A 17,240-nucleotide genomic window follows, 5' to 3' on the forward strand; every position below is an offset into this window, starting at 1 on the left:
ACTTTGAAAACATTATCCCGCCTTCCGGCAGAGGCAGCCGCAAATCCACCTTCCAACCCACCGTACACCCTGTCAGCACTCCGGCATGACAGAGAGCGTTGTTCCCTATGAAGCGTAGCGGATTATTTGCACTGCTGTTGGTTGGAGCCATTTGGGCCTCTTCCGGCTTTGCGAGCGCGCAGCAGCCCTTGCGCGTCGGTTCTGAAATCGGCTTTCCGCCTTATGCCGATGTCGATACTCAGGGCCAACCGACCGGTTTCTCCGTCGAACTGTTGGCTGCGGTTGCCGCAGTAATGGATATTCCTGTTACCTTCCATCCCGGTGAATGGGATACCGTCTGGCAAAACCTGAAGACGGGTAAAATCGCCGCCCTGCCGCTAGTGGCGCGCACGCCGGAACGTGAAAAACAGGCGGAATTTACCCAGCCTCACACCATCGGCTATGATAGCTTCTTCGTTCGCAAAGGTAGCCCGGACCTTTATTTCATCGAACAGGCCCGCGCCATGAGCATCATTGTGCTGCGCTCGGATGCCGCTCATGAAGCTCTTGCCAGCCGCGGCTTCAACACTCAACTGGTAATTGTCGATGACCTGGCTGACGGCTTTCGCCTGCTGGCCTCAGGGCAGCATGACGCATTGCTGGCGCCGATGCGCCCCGGTAATGCATTGGTATATAACCTCGGATTGGATAAGATCGTCGTACCCGGTCCGCTGCTCAAGGAATACCGGCGGGAATTCTGTTTTGCCGTACGCAAAGGCAACACCGAGTTGCGCGATCGACTCGATCAGGGCCTGGCTATCGTCAAGGCCAACGGCGAGTATGACAGGCTTTACAAAAAACGGCTGGGCCCCTACGACGAGTCGTCGGTTTTTCCGCTTAGATATGTCATTTGGGCAGCGCTGGCTGCTACCGGCTTGTTGGCGCTGATGGGGCTGTGGACCTGGCAGCTGCGCCGTCAGGTTGCACTGCGCACGGCCGAGCTGGCTCAGGCCTACACCGCCGTACACTCCGAACGGCAGCGACTGCATGACGTGCTACAGTCGCTGCCGGCTTATGTCATTCTGCTGACGCAGGATTACCACGTGACCTTTGCCAACCGTTTTTTTGAACAGCGCTACGGCAAAGCCCAAGGGCGGCCTTGCTATAATTACCTGTTTAGCCGTAGTGAGTCCTGCGAGGTCTGCGAAACTTTCAAGGTGCTGAAAACCAACGCACCGCTGAACTGGAAATGGACCGGTCCGGATGATCACGATTACGAGATTCACGACTTTCCGTTCACGGACTCCGACGGCTCGCCGATGATCATGGAAGTCGGCATTGACATCACCGAAATGAATCGGGCCAAGAAAGCGCTACGCGAAGCCAATGCCTCACTGGAGCAGCGCGTGGCCGAGCGCACGGCCGAACTGGAAATGGCGCGGCAAGAGGCCGAGCAGGCTCGCGATCTGCTGCGGGTGACCATGGACAATGCGCCGGCGCTAATGTCTTATATTGGCCAAGATTGCCGATACCGTCACATCAACCGAAACTACGAGCAGTGGTTCGGCCATAGCGGTGAACGGGTACTGGGCCGCCACATGCGGGACGTCATCGGCGAGGTGGCTTGGCAAACCGTCAAGGATCACGTCCAGCGAGTCTTGGCCGGTGCACAGGTCGAATTCGAGCTCCAGGTACCGTATCTCAAGGGCGGCCCGCGCTGGGTTCACGCGACGTATTCCCCGGACTTCGACGCCAAGGGACAGGTGCGCGGATTTGTGGTGCATGTACTCGACATCAGCGAGCGTAAAAAGGCTGAGGAGGATCTGGTCAAAGCTCATGCAATCCTCGACGGAATGCTAGCCCAAGCGCCGGTCGGCTTCGCCTACCTCGACCGCGAGTTGCGCTACCGCCTCATCAATGACAGGCTCGCGGAAATTAACGGCCTTCCTGCTGTCGCACATATCGGCAAACGCATCCATGATATCGTGCCGATGTTGGCGCCTGCTGCCGAAGAGATTGTCAATCAGATTCTATCGACAGGAGCGCCGGTAAATAATCATGAGCTCAGCGGAGAAACCCCATCGGCACCCGGCGTAATACGTTACTGGAACGAAAGTTGGTATCCTTTGCATAATAATAACGGTGAGGTCATCGGATTCGGCGTCATCGTAGAGGATATTACTGACCGCAAACAAACCGAAAAAGACTTGCTCGAAGCGGACCGGCGCAAGGATGAATTCCTTGCCATGCTCGCCCATGAACTGCGCAATCCCCTGGCGCCGATCAGCAACGCCGTGAATATCCTGAAATTGCCCAGCCTGGACGAGGCGCAACTTACCTGGTGCCGCGATGTCATTGGCCGCCAGGTCGAACACATGGTCCGGCTGGTCGACGACCTGCTGGATGTCTCGCGCATCAGCCGAGGCAAGATCGAACTGAAGAAAGAGCCGCTCGAAGTGTCGGCTATCGTGCGGCGGGCGGTCGAAACCAGCCAACCGCTGATTGATGCTCACCGCCATGAATTTTCCGTACACCTGCCGCCTGAGCCGTTATACGTCAAAGGCGATCCGGTCCGGCTGTCGCAGGCCGTGTCTAACCTGCTCAACAACGCCGCCAAGTATACCGACGAAGGCGGCAGCATCGTGCTGACCGTTGAGCCGGCGGGCAATGATATCTTGTTCCGGGTCCGCGACAACGGCCGCGGCCTCGCTCCTTCGGCGCTGTCCGGCCTGTTTCAGTTGTTCTATCAGGTGGACCGCACCATTGACCGCGCGGAAGGCGGTTTGGGCATTGGTCTGGCGCTGGTTAAAAGCCTGGTGGCGATGCATGGCGGCGAGGTATGGGCGCAAAGCGAGGGCCGCGGCAAAGGCAGCGAATTCGTTATTCGCCTTCCCGGCCTGCCGTTACCATCGACTGTTCCGGCTCTTTGCCAACCAAGCTCCAAACCGGTTGAAGGTTCGCTCCGCATCCTCGTGGTCGACGATAACTATGATGCAGCCCAGAGCCTTTCCCTGTTGCTGGTCAGCAAAGGTCATACCGTATGGTTAGCCCATGACGGTTATGAAGCCTTGGAAGTCGCGCAAGCCCAACGGCCACAGGTCATACTGCTCGACATCGGCCTGCCCGGAATGGACGGCTACGCGGTTGCGCGGGCGCTAAGACAACATCCCGACCTTAAAACGACTATCCTGATCGCCCTGAGCGGTTACGGACGACCGGAGGATCGTGAACTGGCGAAAACAGCCGGATTCAACGATTATCTGGTTAAACCGGTTAATTTTGACGAGCTGCAATGCGCCCTGAATCCGGCCATCATTTCTTTACAAGAGACTTTTTAAGTAACCGGGCAAAAGTTCTTCGGTATCTTGGAGTGCAAGCTCTGCCTCGGCAATTGCCCCTGCATTGCCTACATGGATGTAGGTACTTAGCCCAGTAGGGTACGCATCGCGTACCTTTTTGGGATTTGATCCAGGAATTTAATCCAGCGAAAAATATTGAAAATGGTACGCGATGCGTACCCTACGGTGCTGTCCTTGCAGTCGTAAAGCGCCTACTTTTGGTGCTTGCAAAGCAGGCAGAGCCTGCACTCCGGCTTTGAACCTTAGCGGAAAATTTATATCCCCGTATTTAAGATGTCCATGAGTCCGCCAGCGATTCCGCCTGCTTCATAACCAGCTCAATCGCTTCCGCCGCCTTGTCCGGCGGATACTTGTAACGCTGCAACGTGCGCCGAACCAGTATCTATCATACCGTTCCGCGAGGCGTTGAATGGGTAATCCCATCTCGCCTGTTTTGGTGCTGCCGCTATCGCTGAGCCATGCGAATTGCTTGCCATACACGTGTATTTTAAGTAGATTCCTATCAAGACTTGTTTCGTCAACTTTGGAGTAGGCGCTATTGGACAGTTTGCAGGTACAACAGGAACACGGCCAAATCATAGGCACTATTGATGAGGTGCATGGCCCGGTGGTGATTATCGACTGCATCCAGCTGCCGCCTTTGCGCCAAGCCTTGTGTACCTGTTTCGATCATTCCACCTATCTTTTCGAAGTTCACCAGCATCTTGATGAGCGGCATATCCGGGCTATTACCCTGCACGGCACGGCCGGATTAAGCCGAGGCATGACCGTATACGACACCGGCGCGCCATTGCATGTCCCTGTATCCGAGCAATGTTTGGGACGGTTGCTGAATATTTTTGGCGAACCGCTGGATGGGCTGTCGCCATTACCTGAAACCGAATTCCGCAATATTCACGCAAAACCGCTGCCGTTATCCGAAGCCATCGGCATCAGCGGCATTCTGGAAACCGGCATTAAAGTCATCGATTTATTATGTCCTTTTGTTAAAGGCGGCAAAACCGGCCTGTTCGGTGGCGCGGGGGTCGGCAAGACCGTGCTGGTTATGGAATTCATCCATGCCGTTTCCGCGATCCACAAGGGCGTGTCGGTCTTTGCCGGTGTCGGCGAACGCATCCGTGAGGCCCACGAGTTATGGCGGGAAATGCAGCAGGCGGGGGTCATGGACGATACTCTGCTGGTGTTCGGGCAAATGGATGAATCGCCCGGCGTGCGCTTTCGCATCGCGTTGTCTGCCCTGACCTATGCCGAATATTTCCGCGATACGCTGCATAAGGAAGTGCTGTTTGTGGTCGACAATGTCTTCCGTTTTGTTCAGGCCGGCAGCGAAATCTCCAGCCTGCTGGGCCGCATGCCCGCTACCGTGGGTTATCAGCCGACCTTGACCACGGAAGTCGCCGAGTTGCAGGATCGCATCTTGTCCACACGGCAGGGCGCCATCACTTCGGTGCAGGCGGTCTATGTTCCGGCCGACGATATGACCGATCCTGCGGTCAGCGCCATCCTCAGTCATTTGGATACCACGGTTATCCTGTCCCGGGACCAGGCCAGCAAAGGCATTTATCCCGCCGTCGATCCATTGCGCTCCAGCAGCAAACTGATGGACAGGCATACCCTGGGAGATCGCCATTATGAAGTTGCCAAGGGGGTGCGCGAGCATCTGGCGCGCTATCACGAACTGGAGGATATTATCGCGATGCTGGGCATCGAAGAATTAGGCGAGGCCGACCGGAAAATAGTTCTGCGCGCCCGTAAATTGCAACGCTATCTGACCCAGCCGTTTGCGGTTTTGGCCGAGCCTACTAAGCAAACCGGGGTTTCGGTGCCACTGGAGCAAACCCTGACCGATTGCGAAGCCTTTTTGGCAGGGCGCTATGACGAGCTAACCGAAGATCAATGTTATATGCGCGGATCGATGCAGGAAAGTCTATGAACCTAAAAACAGCGGTTTATCCACGAAAAGCACGAAAGACACAAAATGGCACAGCTCCAATTATCCAGACTTTAGATAAGAACCTACGTTATGGTATTTTTCGTGCTTTTTGTGTCGCCTAAGGCGCCTACTTTTGGTTTTCGTGGGCAAAAGGGTTTTCCAGGATGAGCCAATTCGCACTAAACCTGTTCGATGCAAGCCATGAACAGCGCATCGAAGGCGTTACCTCGTTTGTCGGCGAGGACGCTTCGGGCAGCTTTGGAATTCAAGCTAATCATGCGCGGTTTATGACTACCTTGGTTTTCGGTCTGGCGCGTTTTCGTCTGGAGACAGAAGAGTGGCAATATCTGGCCCTGCCGGGCGCGGTTGTGTATTTCAACAATAACGAACTATCGATCAGCACCCGGCATTTCCTGATCGACACCGATCTTGAGCGGATCAGTGCCTTATTGGAGCAGCAATTGATCGCCGAAGAAGAAAACCTGCGCGTAACCAAGGATAGCCTGCATCAAATGGAACAGGCCATGCTAAAGCGCATGATGTCGCTTAAACGTAAACCCGGTTGGTAGCCATGAGTAATCAAAAACAACTTAAAGACAAAATTGAAAATCAGGTCAAGCGCATCAAAAAAGCGGAACAACATGATCAGGGGCCGAACCTGCCCTCGCTTGGCACATTGGGTCTGGTCATGATATTGCCTATTATCGGCGGCGTTTATTTAGGCCACTGGCTGGACGACATGGTGGAGGGTTACTCGACGCACTGGACGCTCAGTTTATTGTTCTTAGGCATAGTGATCGGAGTTTTTAACGTGTACTTTCTGATTAAGGATTAAAAAGCCCTCTCCAGAGGGAGAGGGTTGGGTGAGGGGAATTTAATTGACTTTAACTGACAACGCACGTTCTTTAAGAAAAAACCAAACTGATGCGGAACGCTTGTTATGGCAAAAGCTAAGGAACCGACAATTGTTAAACATGAAATTTCGTAGACAATTCCCTATTGAACCTTATATTGCTGATTTTGTTTGCTTGGAGCTAAAGTTAATTATTGAATTGGATGGTTCTCAACATTTTGACCAAATTGCGTATGATAAAGAAAGAACTGATTTTCTTAAAGAACGAGGATTTGAAGTATGTCGTTTTTGGAATAATGATGTCTTTAAAAATACTGAAGGCGTTATGGAAAGTATCCGTTTAACAATTCTGAAACGTAGAGATGAAAGGGATTAATAAAATAAGCTTTTTTATTCCCCTCACCCAACCCTCTCCCTCTGGAGAGGGCTTTTTTACGATACATCAGGCTAAATCATGGAAAACGAATTTGCTTTTGCTCTCGGCCCGGTGGTAATAGCCACATCCGTCATTACCACGTGGGGCATCATGCTGGTCATTACCGCGTTAGCCTGGCTTTCAACGCGGCGTTTGGAAATGCTGCCGGGTAAATTACAAACTACCGTTGAAAGCATTGTAGTGGCTATCGACAAGGCTATCGTCGCTGTCGCACCCGAACACGGACGGCTAATCCTGCCTTTTATTGCGACCCTTTGGCTGTTCCTGATCATTGCCAACCTGATCGGTTTGATACCCGGCTTGCATTCGCCAACCCGCGATCTTTCAGTGACCTCGGCACTGGCAATACTGGTGTTCTTCTCAGTGCACTGGTTTGGCATAAAAACCCAGGGTCTGAAAAACTACCTGCGCCATTACTTGAGCCCCAGCCCGATTTTGCTGCCTTTCCATATTATCAGCGAATTGACCCGTACCTTGGCATTGGCTGTCCGTTTATTCGGCAATATCATGAGCCTGGAAATGGCGGCCTTGCTGGTACTGCTGGTGGCAGGGTTTCTCGTGCCAATTCCTATTTTAATGCTGCATATCATTGAAGCGCTGGTACAGGCCTATATCTTCGGTATGCTGGCACTGGTCTATGTGGCCGGGGCCATACAATCCCAACAACATGATTCACCGGAGTAATTTATGTCAGACATCGCCTCGATTGTCCTTGGATCCAGCATCGCCGCTATTATCGGTATCGCGCTGGGAGTGATGCTCCCTGCCTTGGCTATGGGCAAAGCCATCAGCAGCGCCTTGGATGCCTTATCACGGCAGCCGGAGTCGGAGCGGTCGATTATGCGCACCTTGTTTATCGGCTTGGCGATGATCGAATCGTTGGCTATCTATTGTCTGGTTATTATTTTGATTGTGCTGTTTCGGAATCCGCTGCTTGAATACGTTCTTAAATGATTGAAAAAGAATTCACCACGAAGACACGAAGGACACGAAGATATGGAATTTGACGATTTATCAAGACAAGTGATCGGCTGTGCGATTGAAGTCCATAAAACTTTAGGAGCCGGATTGTTGGAATCCACTTACGAAAAGTGTTTAGAGCATGAGCTTCACCTTGCAGGACTTTCTTATGCAGTACAACAACTATTGCCTGTTACCTATAAGGGCATTGAACTGGACTGTGGGTATAGGATTGATCTTGTGGTAGAAAATAAGCTGATTATTGAATTGAAAAGCGTTGAAAAATTACAAAAAATTCATGAGGCGCAGATACTCACCTACATGAAATTGACTGGCTTAAACGTAGGATTACTAATTAACTTTAATGAGACACTCTTGAAAAATGGCATTAAACGTTTTGTTATCTAAGACTTCGTGCCCTTCGTGTCTTCGTGGTGAATAGTTTTTTACCGAACACCCAAACCGGCAATAAAGCATATGGAATTCAACCTATCCACTTTAATTTTTGAAATCATCAATTTCCTGATCCTGATCTGGATTTTACAGCGGATTTTTTACAAGCCCGTGCTGGAAGTCATCGCCAAGCGTAAGCAGTTTATCGACCAATCGCTTAGCGAAGCTAAAAACCTGAAAATACAGGCGGAACAACAATGCAGCCTTTATGAAAACCGGCAAAAATTATGGGATCAGGAAAAACAAACGGCTATCAGCGCCCTGCACCGGCAGCTGGAAGCCGAAAGAAAAGCGCACCTGGACAAGCTGAATGCCGATCTTGAGCAGGAGCGGCAAAAAGCCCGTGTGTTGCTGTCGAAACAGCGGCGGGAGATACAGCAGCAGCTCGAAAAACAGGCCTTGCGCAACGGCGCAAAATTTGCCGGAATGCTGTTGCATCACTCCGCTGGCCCCGAACTGGAAGCCCGCTTATTTACGCTGCTGATGGACAACCTGGTCACCTTGCCGGAAGCCTGCAAGCTGTGCCTGACCATGATGGGCACCAAAAAATCGGTGCCTATCAAGATAACCAGCGCCTATCCGCTGCCTGTTGAAATGCGCCGGCAACTGGAACAAAAGCTGGGAACATTAATCAACAGTCAACTCAATTTTCAATACCGTCAGGATCAAGCGCTGATCTCCGGCCTGCGCATGGACATCGGGGCCTGGGTGCTTAATGCCAACCTGCAACATGAACTGACCGGTTTTGCCGAGATTGCCAATGAGCCCGAATGATACTGCGCTTGTATTCCCCGCGTTCGAGGGTGAGATTGCAACCGCTGTCGAGCCTGGGTCACAGGGCAGTCTGCTGGATAAACAAGCCGAGTGGCTGGCTAACTATCAGCCGGGGCTGCGTATTATCGAACAGGGCACGGTGGTTTCAATCGGCGACGGCATCAGCTGGATCAAAGGCCTGCCGTCGGCGGCTATCGAAGACATCCTGGTTTTTGCCGATGGCAGCCGGGGCATGGTCTTCGACCTTAACCGCGACCGCATCGGCGCAATTTTGCTGTATGAAACCGAAGCGCTGACCGCCGGCACTACGGTTCGCCTTTCCAAGCACTCGCTGAGCATACCGGTCGGCAACGAATTTATCGGCCGGGTTGTCGATCCGCTAGGTGCGCCGTTGGACGGACTGCTTCCGCCGCCCCATACAGGGCGTGAAAACCTGGAAAAAGCCTCGCCCGCGATTATCGCCCGCGATTTTGTCCATAAACCGCTGTACACCGGCATTAAAATTATCGACACCCTGATTCCGATAGGCAAAGGCCAGCGGCAATTGATCGTCGGCGATGAAGGCTTGGGCAGAACGTCAATCGCCATCGATACCGTTATTAATCAAAAAGATAAAAATGTGCTGTGCATCTACGTGCTGATCGGCCAGAAGCGCTCTGCGGTGGTCAGCACCCTCGAAACCTTAAAAAGCCATGGCGCGCTGGACTATACGGTGTGCGTGGTCGCCGAAGCCAGCGCCCTGCCCGGCTTGCAATATATCGCCCCGTTCGCCGGTTGCGCGTTGGCCGAATACTGGATGGCGCAAGGCCGGGATACGCTGATTATCTATGACGATTTATCTACTCATGCCAGGACTTACAGGGAGTTGTCTTTATTGCTGCGCAGACCGCCAGGGCGCGAAGCCTATCCGGGCGATATCTTCTTTGTCCATTCCCGCTTATTGGAACGCTCGACCTGCCTGAATGCCGAAAACGGCGGCGGCAGTATGACCGCCTTGCCGATTATCGAAACCAAGCAGGGGGAAATTGCCGCCTACATTCCGACCAACCTGATTTCCATTACCGACGGGCAAATCTATCTGGACAATGACCTGTTTGTGTCAGGATTTCGCCCGGCCATTGATATTACCCGCTCGGTATCGCGGATAGGCGGTAAGGCCCAGGACATGAGTATTCGCGACCAAGCAGGACAAATGAAGCTGGATTATCTGCAATTTCTGGAGCTGGAAGCCTTCACCCGTTTCGGTCAGCGTCTGGAAGCGTCAATGGAAGCGCGGATCAAACGGGGCCGACTGCTGCGCGAGCTATTAAAACAGGATCGGCAGGTTCCGCACAGCAACCTTTTCCAGCTGGGTTGGCTGACCGCGTTTAATGCCGGGCTGTTTAACCAGGCGGCTCCTGAAGACATTGCCGGGCTTTTGGTTCGCATCGAGCAGGGCATTAAAACTACAGCGCTGACCATGGAAAGCAGTCCTGAGCAGTGGCGGCAAACGCTTAGTGAGTGGCTTAAATCGTCATGAGCCTGAGCCGCGAACTGCAACTGCATATTACCCAGCTAAAGGAGATACGCAGCATTTTAAATTCAATGAAGATCCTGGCTTTCATGGAAACTCATAAGTTGCAGCGTTTTAAAACCATGCAGGGTCAGGCCGTGGCTAATATCGAACGCGCGGCACTGGATTTTCTGGATTTTTATCCCGGCCTGGCCGCCGCAGAGGGCAACGTTGCGCATGTTTGCATCTTGGTGGGCTCGGAACGCGGGTTTTGCGGCGATTTTAACGAAAGCCTGATCAACGCTATCGCAAGCCAGGCTTATACCGGCATTATTGCGATCGGCAGCCGGCTTTGCAACCGCTTGGAAGGCGCAGATAAGGAGGTCATCGCGAGACTTGAAGGCGCCAATGTCGCCGAAGAAGTGCCTACGGTTATTAATCGCCTGATTGACACCATCAGCGCATTGCACGGCAAATCCGCCCCTGCATTACAACTGACTGTTGCTTATCACGATAACTCATCTGGCCAAATCCGCCGGCGGCAGGTGTTCCCCCCTTTTGCCCAGCCCAATCAGATAACCTTTCATTACGGCCACCCGCCTGTGCTCAACCTGGAACCCGGCGAATTTTTTGCAGACTTGATCGACCATTATTTATTTGCGGTACTGCATGAGATTTTTTATATCTCGCTGTTGGCCGAAAACAATAGCCGCCAGCAACATCTGGAAGGCGCAGTCAATCATCTTGATGACGAAACCATACGGCTGCAAAAAAAATCCCAGATTTACCGCCAGGAAGAAATTACCGAAGAAATTGAAGTGATATTGTTGAATACGGAGAATCTTTAAGAGGTGCTGAATGTTGCGGACAATATCAGCCGTTGATGCAGTCGTACCCGTCCCCTATAAAAATGTTGCCTTCATAGTGAAATAAATCAATAATAGTTTCGTATCGCTATCTTTTTCAGTAAACTCTCTTTCCATGAGCGGGCAGCAATGATTATGAAAAGCTTATTAACTTGCCTTGCAGTATTAACCTTGTCATTCGATGTTTCCGCTATTGAAGTTCAGGAAGAGCCGAAGATTATTACTTCGAACAGGATATCGCTAAGTCAGGCAAATTCACCGGACACGCTATCGGCTAGTCATATCGTTAACAGCCATGCGATTCCTCGAGCTTTAGCCGAAAAACCCAGTGAATTTAAAACTGCTCTTTGCGTCTATTTAATCATCATCGTTGTTTATTCAATTTACGGAATTAAAGCTCACTCAAAAGCTTAGGCTGAACATTGATAGGCAGTTGATACGCCCAAGCATCGCTAGTTTAGGGGTTGACCTTCATCGTTTATCAGCGATGAAGGTTTTTTTTAAGCCATACAATTTCATTAATCCGGCACCGGCGGAGGAATGGCAACCGCCCTGCATTTTCGTCATGTTAACAAACCCTTGTTTTAGCCTCTCGCTCCTGTTCGCGAGGCGCGACTTTGGCCAACTCTGCCATCTCATCGGCCAGAAGATCCAGTATGTCGTCCGCCGAGATGATGCCCACCAGCCCCCCTTCCTGATTAATCACCGGAATGCGACGAATGCCCTTGGTGCGCATCAGTCGAATCGTCTCAAACACGCCGTCTTTTTCCTGCACGCTGATCAGCTGCGGCCCCATGATGTCGCCTACACTAAAATCATCGAGATCTAGGGATTGGGAAATAACTTTTATGACAATATCGCGGTCTGTAACAATGCCGATCGGCACCCGCTTTCCCTTACCTTCGTCGACCACCACCAGAGCGCCCACATGATACTCGCGCATGAGTTGTGCCGCCTCCGGTAGACTCATTTCTCTGGTCGCGAACACCACTTCGCGATTGCAAAATTCACTAATAGACATCGTCATATCCTCCGCTTAAGTTAAGGTAGGGCTACGGTTCTTTCGGATTGTCCCTCTTGCTGATATGTTTTATTTTCTTGCTGTTATGGCTTCGGAATAGTCCATTGAGCAATGCTGGCAAACGCATCGACAATTAAATCAACTGACAGTGTAGCGAGGATTATTCCCATGATACGCTCCAATATTTCCGCACCATTCTGCCCAATGATGCGAAAAAGATGCTCTGCGAGAAGCATTAACACGTAAGTAACTAGAAGGACGGCAAGCATTACAGCCGCAGTCATTACCTGCGTGGTGACGGAATAGAGTTGATTGTCAGTAAGTAAAATCACCACCATAATAGCTTCCGGTCCGACAATGGAGGGTATTGCCAGCGGAAATATCGCGATATCATGCCCTGGCTCAAACTGCCCGAAAGCAGTTTTCGCTTGACCAAAAATCATCTGGAGGCCAAAAAGAAATAAAATGATGCCGCCGGCTATTTGCAACGAAATAAGTTGAATGTTCATTGCAGCAAGCAGGATTTGCCCTATAAGAATTGCGCCAAGCAGAATGATAGCCGAATAAGCCATCGCCCTTGTTGCAATTTTTCTGCGTTCTCTCGGCGAAAGCCGGGTAGTCATTACCGCAAAAAGAGCAACAGTCCCAATCGGTTCAATAGTTACCCAAATCATGAGAGCGTCGTGGATTATTTTATTAAGCACTTGCCCTCCTATGTGACATCAACTTCAACTTTTTAAAGTGAAAAAACGTTCCTGATCGTTTATAAGACTTATTCTGTTATTTACATGACGATCCATTTTAAACAAAATTTACGCTATCATAATTAGTAATTGTACTTATCGGGACAGGTTTTATTATGGAATTAATTTGGGTTGGCACCGCTTATCTGGCAGGCTTGGTAACCAGCCGATTACATTTGCCCCCCTTGGTGGGCTACCTGATAGCGGGGTATGTTTTAAACCTTTCCGGCGTTGAGCCTAACGAAACGCTCAGTCATTTAGCCGATATCGGCATTGAGCTGCTGCTCTTTACGGTCGGCCTGAAGTTGAAGCTTTCTTCGCTGTTGCGACGCGAAGTGCTTAGCGTCGGCACCTTGCATCTCCTGGTCGTCACCCTGGTTTCCGCGCTGGTCTACTTTGGCTTTAATGGACAGGTGACCGGCGGCCTGGTGATTGGCGTGAGTTTGGCTTTTTCCAGCACCATTCTCGCGATTAAGGTGTTGGAAGATAGCGGCGAACTGTCCACTTTGTACGGCCGCGATGTGTTAAGCATATTAATATTGCAGGATATTGTTGCGATCGGCCTGCTGGCTGTCGCCAATAACAAGCAACCCTCGCCCTGGGCACTGTGTCTGTTGCTGCTGCCGTTGCTTCGCCCTTTGGCCTATCGGCTGCTTAGCGCCAGCCGCAACGATGAATTGAAATTGTTATTGGGCATCGCGCTGGCTTTGGCAGGCGGCGTATTGGCGCAAAAGGTCGGCATTTCCAGCGACATCGGCGCGCTGATGATGGGAGTTATGCTGGCCGGACACGCCGACATAGACGATCTGTCTAAAAAACTCTGGGGCCTGAAGGAAACTTTTTTAGCCGCCTTTTTCCTGCAAATCGGTTTGGCCGATTTGCCGGGCTATGACGAAATCCTACAGGTCTTGGAGTTAGTCTCTTTATTGCCATTGCAGGGCCTGCTGTTCTTCGCGTTGTTTTTACTGGTCGGGTTACGCGCCCGCACGGCTTTTGTTTCCGCACTGGCCTTGATGACCTACAGCGAGTTTGCCTTGATCACCTCAAGTGTCGTGGTCAAGGCGGAACTGCTTCCCCCGGCGTGGGAAGCGGTCATCGGTCTGGCGGTTGCGCTTTCCCTGGCTATTGCCGCGCCCTTGAATCGGTTTTCGCACCGTATCTTTTCCTTTCTGGAACCGGGACTAGTTCGTTTTGAACGCAAGGTCGACCATCTGGACCGGCTGCCCAGCAGCATCGGGGGCGCGGAATGGCTGGTGGTGGGCATGGGCCGCACCGGCATGTCGGCCTATCTCGCTTTTAAACAGCAGGATATGCGGGTGTTGGGCCTGGATGCCGACCCTATCAATCTAAAAAACTTGCTGGCCGAGGGGCGAAGGGTGATTTACGGCGATGCCGAAGACTCTGCGCTATGGGAGAACCTGCCCTTGGCAAAAATCAAAGGGATTGTCCTGACCATGCCGGCATTCGAAGTCCGGTCATCATCGATCAGGCAATTGAAAAACCTGCAATTCTCAGGTTCGATCGGAACGATTTGTTTTCATGACCACGAGGAAACCGAACTGTATGACTTGGGAGCGACTTTTGTCATTCATCCGTTGATCGAAGCGGGCAAACAATTAACCGGACAATTGCTGGATTCAACCTATCAGACCGACTTGGAAGCGTAACATCAGCAAACAGGCCGGAAATGACCATCGGCTATGTCGGCCGGGAAAGCCGCAACCGGTAAATGAGCCTGCTGTAGATCGCAACATTGACCAGTATGACTAAGCCCGCCAGCCAAAGCTGGATGTCTCTGGTGAGTCCGGCAGGATAGATGATGGGCAGGAGATAATGGTCAATAAAGCTACCGGAGTAACCCGCATCCCCGGCCATTCGGCGAAATCCGACTTCTATTGTCGTAAGCGGACACAGCCCTCCGGCCAATTCAATATATGCCCCCCAACAGGCGGCCGGAATATGAACCAGCGCAACCCAGCGAAAGCGAAGCGCGAACAGCCCACCAAAAACGACGAAGCCGATAAACAGGAGATGGACAATAAGAACAGAGTCGGCTAAGAATCGATATATCATTTAATTTGCCAGATCCCCACCCCCGGCAATAGGATGGCTTAACCGTCGGGATCGATTAAGTTTGTAGCTTCGTAGGTAAGTAAACCTTCGAAACCCAGCCTATTGAGTTTCACACCACAAGCGTGCGACAGCTCTAGTCATGCACCTTTTTCCTTATCGGTTAATACGGTATAGATGACATAAATTACATACACTACAGTTAGAATATAAATTATTGCGGCCATGTTTATTACCCACATTAAATATTTTTATGATTTGCCTAAGTACCGATTAACTGAGCATTTAGGCCCCCGTACAGCCTTATTGAGAATATACCAAAAACAAGCTAGATGCTACCGGCATTAAGAACAAACGGCGGCAACGGGCAATGCAAGGTTGAGCATATTGCTCTTAGCAGTTCCGCTTCATGAGCGCTGACTTTACCATCATGTGATATTGTCAGAGCCAGCGCGGAGACCAGCGCTTGTTTGTCCAGCATATGCAGTCTGTCCAGTTGGCTCAACGCTGCCTCTGCGGCAGGAACCCAATTCTGGAGCGGTTCATAGTTCGGCCACTGTTTTGTGTCGATCAGCATTTTTATACGCGGCTCATAGCGCCCCAAGGACTCCATGCCTTTTTGATAGGCCTCGCCGGTTTCGGCATGTCCTTGCTTCGCCATTACCGAAAGTAACACGCCGACGGCTTCCGGTATCTGTGTTAAACGAAGAGAGTCTTGCCGGCGTTGTGGGTGAGCGGCATCATTCAAGTGGGTTTTTAAAACGCAGCTCAAAGCAAACTCGAACGTGTCAATCACTCCATCAACCTCAATCAATTCATGCACCAGGTCGGCTATGCGTTCAAGCTGTTCCATCGGCCGGTTTTTAATCAACGGAAAGGTGATTTGCAATAACGGCAAGCGGAACGCTGTATCCAGTTTTTGTACATCCAGCTGCAAAGTTTCGGTCGCCATGACCGTCGTCCCACCTAATTGCTGGGCAATAAGGTCTAACTGTGTCCGGCGCACGGGTTCATTCGCATCGAGCAGCAACGCCAACACTAGCGGCAGAGCATCAGCGCCGGAATGGGCGGCGCGATACAGATTTTCGGGTACCGACTGCCGCAAGGCTGAAGCTAACTGTATATGCTCTTCAGCAGGCAGACCTACTGTTTCTGTCACTGCATCCGGCGTTATGGCAATACGTTGCGGCGCAAACCCGGCAGTTGATACGCTTTGATCAGAATCTTCCGAGCCGCTTTGGGTTTGGGTTTGGGACGGCATTGCTTCAGCAAGCCTTTCTATTTCAGACTCATCAAAATTCGGCTCCAATGCTTTGATACGCTGAACCAAAGGAGGATGTGTTGCCCATAACGAACTGAATGACAGGCCGGTGGCGAACAGCATATGACTGACTTCTTCGGCATCTGCGGCCTGTAGTTTAGAGCCTTGCTGGGCGGCGGCTATTTTTTTTAGCGCGCCGGCAATGCCTTGGGTCTGACGGGTAAATTGTACGGCTGAGGCATCGGCCAGAAACTCACGCTGCCGGGATACCGCCGCCTTGATCAGCTGGCCGAAAAAGACGCCGATATAGCCGATTAAAAACAGCCCTAAACCGGCCAGATAAATAGCGGCCGTATTGTCACGGCGGGAGTTGTCGGAACGGCTGGTACCGTAACGGGCGCTGTTCAACACCGCTCTGCCGATCAGGCCGATGACCAAAATGCCGAACAAAACGCCCATCAGCCGTGTGCTTAAGCGCATATCGCCGTTGAGGATATGGCTGAACTCATGGCCGATTACGCCTTGCAGCTCATCTCGGGTAAGCGTTTCCAAAGTGCCGCGAGTAACGGTCACTGCCGCGTCGCCGGTGGTAAATCCTGCCGCGAAGGCATTAATGCCAGGCTCCTGTTCCAATACGTAAACTTCCGGCGTAGGAATGCTGGATGCAATCGCCATTTCTTCAACGACGTTATACAAACGGCGGCGTAGCGGATCCTTGCTCTCAGCGGTAATCAGCGTGCCGCCAAGACTACGGGCAACCTTTCCTCCGCCTGCGCTCAATGACGCGATTTTGTATAGGCTGGACAGACTGATAAAACCGATAGTGGACACTGAAATACCGGTCACCAACGCCAGGTTATTCATGATCCAGTTAAAATCGGGCAGTGTCGCAATTCCCGCTTCATTGCCCATATTAACGATCAGCATTGCTATCACCAGATTGACCGCCGCAACGATGGCAATCACGGCCAGTATGAACATCAATATCAGGGAACGGGTCTGGCGACGGGCATTATCCTGGCTCTGAAAGAAATTCATCG

At 51.6% G+C, this 17,240-nt stretch carries 19 protein-coding genes; 14 read left to right on the forward strand and 5 right to left on the reverse strand.

Going from position 1 to position 17,240, the window contains the following annotated elements; genetic code table 11:
• Positions 1-107 precede the first annotated feature (107 nt).
• Positions 108-3,317: a PAS domain-containing protein gene (locus M0R47_RS07860; protein WP_292552769.1), complete on the forward strand. Its 3,210-nt coding sequence runs from the start codon at positions 108-110 to the stop codon at positions 3,315-3,317.
• A 289-nt stretch (positions 3,318-3,606) separates the two neighbouring features.
• Here the strand turns inward: M0R47_RS07860 and M0R47_RS21910 are convergent, their stop codons facing one another.
• Complete coding sequence (locus M0R47_RS21910) at positions 3,607-3,720, reverse strand: type I restriction enzyme endonuclease domain-containing protein (protein WP_366513179.1); 114 nt, start codon at positions 3,718-3,720, stop codon at positions 3,607-3,609.
• A 156-nt stretch (positions 3,721-3,876) separates the two neighbouring features.
• Between M0R47_RS21910 and atpD the strand changes: the two genes are divergently transcribed.
• The 12 genes from atpD (at position 3,877) to M0R47_RS07920 (ending at position 11,519) form a co-directional block, all read left to right on the forward strand.
• A complete protein-coding gene (gene atpD / locus M0R47_RS07865; protein WP_292552771.1) occupies positions 3,877-5,271 on the forward strand; it encodes a F0F1 ATP synthase subunit beta in 1,395 nt (464 codons plus the stop codon).
• A complete protein-coding gene (locus tag M0R47_RS07870) occupies positions 5,268-5,393 on the forward strand; it encodes a hypothetical protein (protein WP_292552773.1) in 126 nt (41 codons plus the stop codon). Before atpD ends, M0R47_RS07870 begins: the two co-directional genes overlap by 4 nt.
• A gap of 42 nt (positions 5,394-5,435) precedes the next feature.
• Positions 5,436-5,840, forward strand: coding sequence for a F0F1 ATP synthase subunit epsilon (locus M0R47_RS07875; protein WP_292552775.1), 405 nt, complete (start codon positions 5,436-5,438; stop codon positions 5,838-5,840).
• 2 nt (positions 5,841-5,842) lie between these two features.
• On the forward strand, positions 5,843-6,106 hold the full coding sequence (locus tag M0R47_RS07880) for an AtpZ/AtpI family protein (protein ID WP_292552777.1): 264 nt from the start codon (positions 5,843-5,845) through the stop codon (positions 6,104-6,106).
• Positions 6,107-6,149: 43 nt separating this feature from the next.
• The gene (locus M0R47_RS07885; RefSeq protein WP_292552779.1) at positions 6,150-6,500 is read left to right on the forward strand and encodes an endonuclease domain-containing protein; all 351 of its coding nucleotides are present in this window, start codon (positions 6,150-6,152) and stop codon (positions 6,498-6,500) included.
• 78 nt (positions 6,501-6,578) lie between these two features.
• Positions 6,579-7,244 (forward strand): F0F1 ATP synthase subunit A, encoded by a 666-nt coding sequence (locus M0R47_RS07890; RefSeq protein WP_292552781.1) that lies wholly within the window; start codon positions 6,579-6,581, stop codon positions 7,242-7,244.
• A 3-nt stretch (positions 7,245-7,247) separates the two neighbouring features.
• The gene (locus M0R47_RS07895) at positions 7,248-7,514 is read left to right on the forward strand and encodes an ATP F0F1 synthase subunit C (RefSeq protein WP_292552782.1); all 267 of its coding nucleotides are present in this window, start codon (positions 7,248-7,250) and stop codon (positions 7,512-7,514) included.
• 42 nt (positions 7,515-7,556) lie between these two features.
• Complete coding sequence (locus tag M0R47_RS07900) at positions 7,557-7,928, forward strand: GxxExxY protein (RefSeq protein ID WP_292552784.1); 372 nt, start codon at positions 7,557-7,559, stop codon at positions 7,926-7,928.
• Positions 7,929-7,997: 69 nt separating this feature from the next.
• Entirely contained in the window at positions 7,998-8,747 is a 750-nt protein-coding gene (locus M0R47_RS07905) for a F0F1 ATP synthase subunit delta (RefSeq protein WP_292552786.1), read from the forward strand.
• On the forward strand, positions 8,734-10,266 hold the full coding sequence (locus M0R47_RS07910; RefSeq protein WP_292552789.1) for a F0F1 ATP synthase subunit alpha: 1,533 nt from the start codon (positions 8,734-8,736) through the stop codon (positions 10,264-10,266). Before M0R47_RS07905 ends, M0R47_RS07910 begins: the two co-directional genes overlap by 14 nt.
• A complete protein-coding gene (locus tag M0R47_RS07915) occupies positions 10,263-11,087 on the forward strand; it encodes a FoF1 ATP synthase subunit gamma (protein WP_292552791.1) in 825 nt (274 codons plus the stop codon). The genes M0R47_RS07910 and M0R47_RS07915 overlap by 4 nt, the downstream gene beginning before the upstream one ends.
• A gap of 153 nt (positions 11,088-11,240) precedes the next feature.
• A complete protein-coding gene (locus tag M0R47_RS07920) occupies positions 11,241-11,519 on the forward strand; it encodes a hypothetical protein (protein WP_292552794.1) in 279 nt (92 codons plus the stop codon).
• Between the two features lie 154 nt (positions 11,520-11,673).
• On the opposite strand, the gene M0R47_RS07925 is transcribed toward M0R47_RS07920, so the two are convergent.
• Both M0R47_RS07925 and M0R47_RS07930 read right to left on the reverse strand, forming a co-directional pair.
• Complete coding sequence (locus tag M0R47_RS07925; protein WP_292552796.1) at positions 11,674-12,126, reverse strand: CBS domain-containing protein; 453 nt, start codon at positions 12,124-12,126, stop codon at positions 11,674-11,676.
• Positions 12,127-12,209: 83 nt separating this feature from the next.
• Positions 12,210-12,830, reverse strand: coding sequence for a MarC family protein (locus tag M0R47_RS07930; protein WP_292552800.1), 621 nt, complete (start codon positions 12,828-12,830; stop codon positions 12,210-12,212).
• Positions 12,831-12,985: 155 nt separating this feature from the next.
• On the opposite strand from M0R47_RS07930, the gene M0R47_RS07935 reads away from it, so the two are divergent.
• A complete protein-coding gene (locus tag M0R47_RS07935; RefSeq protein WP_292552802.1) occupies positions 12,986-14,536 on the forward strand; it encodes a cation:proton antiporter in 1,551 nt (516 codons plus the stop codon).
• A gap of 31 nt (positions 14,537-14,567) precedes the next feature.
• Here M0R47_RS07935 and M0R47_RS07940 read toward each other — a convergent pair whose 3' ends face one another.
• Entirely contained in the window at positions 14,568-14,942 is a 375-nt protein-coding gene (locus M0R47_RS07940) for a DUF2784 domain-containing protein (RefSeq protein ID WP_292552805.1), read from the reverse strand.
• A 325-nt stretch (positions 14,943-15,267) separates the two neighbouring features.
• Positions 15,268-17,238 carry a M48 family metallopeptidase gene (locus M0R47_RS07945; protein WP_292552808.1) on the reverse strand — a complete coding sequence of 657 codons (1,971 nt, stop codon included), beginning with the start codon at positions 17,236-17,238 and terminating at the stop codon, positions 15,268-15,270.
• Positions 17,239-17,240 lie beyond the last annotated feature (2 nt).

It is taken from the genome of Methylobacter sp. (assembly GCF_023227905.1).
Classification (GTDB): domain Bacteria; phylum Pseudomonadota; class Gammaproteobacteria; order Methylococcales; family Methylomonadaceae; genus Methylobacter_A.